This window comes from Thalassotalea sp. G20_0 (assembly GCF_017744175.1).
Classification (GTDB): domain Bacteria; phylum Pseudomonadota; class Gammaproteobacteria; order Pseudomonadales; family Endozoicomonadaceae; genus Endozoicomonas.
Genome location: NZ_JAGHQV010000166.1, coordinates 1 through 1,937, shown reverse-complemented (window position 1 = coordinate 1,937; position 1,937 = coordinate 1). Strand labels below are relative to the sequence as shown.

Annotated in this window: 2 protein-coding genes; both read left to right on the top strand. The window is 50.6% G+C overall.

Annotated elements, in window-relative coordinates; translation table 11 throughout:
* The coding region (locus J7438_RS25270) for a tyrosine-type recombinase/integrase (RefSeq protein WP_286196930.1) at nt 1-737 on the top strand (737 nt) is incomplete at its 5' end.
* On the top strand, nt 734-1,786 hold the full coding sequence (locus tag J7438_RS25265; protein ID WP_209278810.1) for an IS91 family transposase: 1,053 nt from the start codon (nt 734-736) through the stop codon (nt 1,784-1,786). The genes J7438_RS25270 and J7438_RS25265, both read left to right, overlap by 4 nt.
* Nucleotides 1,787-1,937 lie beyond the last annotated feature (151 nt).

Below are 1,937 nucleotides of genomic sequence, written 5' to 3'. Positions count from 1 at the left end.
TGAAAACCTACTTTGCGGCACTGGTAGAATCCCACTCATGGAGCACGGTCAAAACCGACCGTAACGGCCTGCAGTTTTTCTGGAAACACGTGCTGGGAAAACCCTGGCAGTTTGTGGACATCATTAAACCACCCACCGTTAAAAGCCTTCCGGTCATCCTGACCACCACTGAAATTGAGTTACTGCTCAATAAGGCGCGGAAGCTGCGCTATTACACCATTCTTCTGACCCTTTACAGTATGGGTTTAAGGCTGGCTGAAGGTCTGAACCTGACCATTTCCGACATCGATGCACGGCGAATGAAAGTTCATTTACGCAACTGCAAAGGGGGAAAGGATCGCTACGTGGACCTCCCCCTTCGCACCCTGAAGGCCTTGCGGCGCTACTGGGCTACCCACCGGAACCCAACGTTTCTTTTCCCTGAAGGGCAGACAGCCAATCAGCGACACCGGGCAACTCAGCCTATGAGCCGCTCCTGCACCCAGAAAGCCATGAAACATCTTGTGGAAGAGTGCCGGATTCATAAAAAAGTCAGCCCCCACAGTTTACGACACAGCTTTGCTACTCATCTTATGGAGCAGGGAGTCAGCCTCAGGGCCATTCAGGAACTGCTCGGGCACATGTGCCCAAAAACCACAGCCATCTACACCCGGTTAACCGAAACCACCCAACTGAATACCCGCAGGATTATTAATCATCTGATTGATGAGCTGGATTTGAAAGGAAACGACCAATGAACCTCTCCGATATAGCCGATCAATATGCCGACCGTTTCCTGGAGAAATACAGTCAACGTCTTCTACCCAGCCAACTCAAGGCGCTCAATGCCATACGGGGTTGTCGAACCCCGGCCTCCGGCATGACGCTGCTGGAATGCAACGGCTGCCAATTCCGGGAGCAAAAACCCTTATCCTGTGGACATCGTCACTGCAACCGCTGTCAGAACACCGATACCAGCGAATGGTTGCAACGGCAAAGACAGAAACTATTGCCCGTTGAATACTTTATGGTGACCTTCACCTTACCAGCGCAACTGCGGGCTCTGGCTTGGCAACATCAACGACAGGTGTACGATTTACTGTTCAGAATAGCGGCTGATACCCTGAAACAGTTTGGAGCCAATAGCAAAAAACTGGATGCTGACCTGGGAATGACCGGCGTCCTGCACACCCACAGCCGACGGCTGGATTACCATCCCCATATACACTTTGTTGTGCCCGGTGGCGGCATCAATACCCGACGAAAAGAGTGGCGCAAACTCACAGGTAACTATCTTTTCAATGGCAAGAACCTGGCCATGGTCTTTCGAGCCAAACTCCTTCGCGCACTGGACGAACAGGGACTACTATCACCGAGCCTGAAAACAAGGCTGCCCAAAGAGTGGGTCGTCAATTGCAAACGAGTGGGCAAAGGATTACCAGCACTTGAATATCTATCCCGGTATCTGTACCGGGGCGTGATCAGCGACAACAACATCCTGGCCAGTGAACAGGGAAAGGTGACCTTCTCTTACCTCAATAGTGAAACCGGCAAAAAAGAGAAGCGAACCCTGCCAGGGGAAGACTTCCTGTGGCTGGTACTGAAACATGTATTACCCAGGCGATTTCGACGATCGCGGGATTATGGATTTTTACACAGCAACGCCAAAAAACAATTATCACTGGTGCAACTGGTTTTAAACGTCATGGTCAAAGCAGTAGAACCCGTGATTCGTCCGCAATTCACGTGCAGGCGTTGCGGTGAGCTCATGAAACACATCGCATTCAGTTTCCTGAAACCGACCTGAGCCATTGATATAGCAACAAACAACGCCATTCACAAACAGGGAGAAGATGTAAGCTCAGCCAGAAAGATATTACATACGCCGGACTACCGTAATGCAGTGGTCGGGAGACACTCATCCTGAATATATAGCGTTCTGAAAAAACGCTCTGATT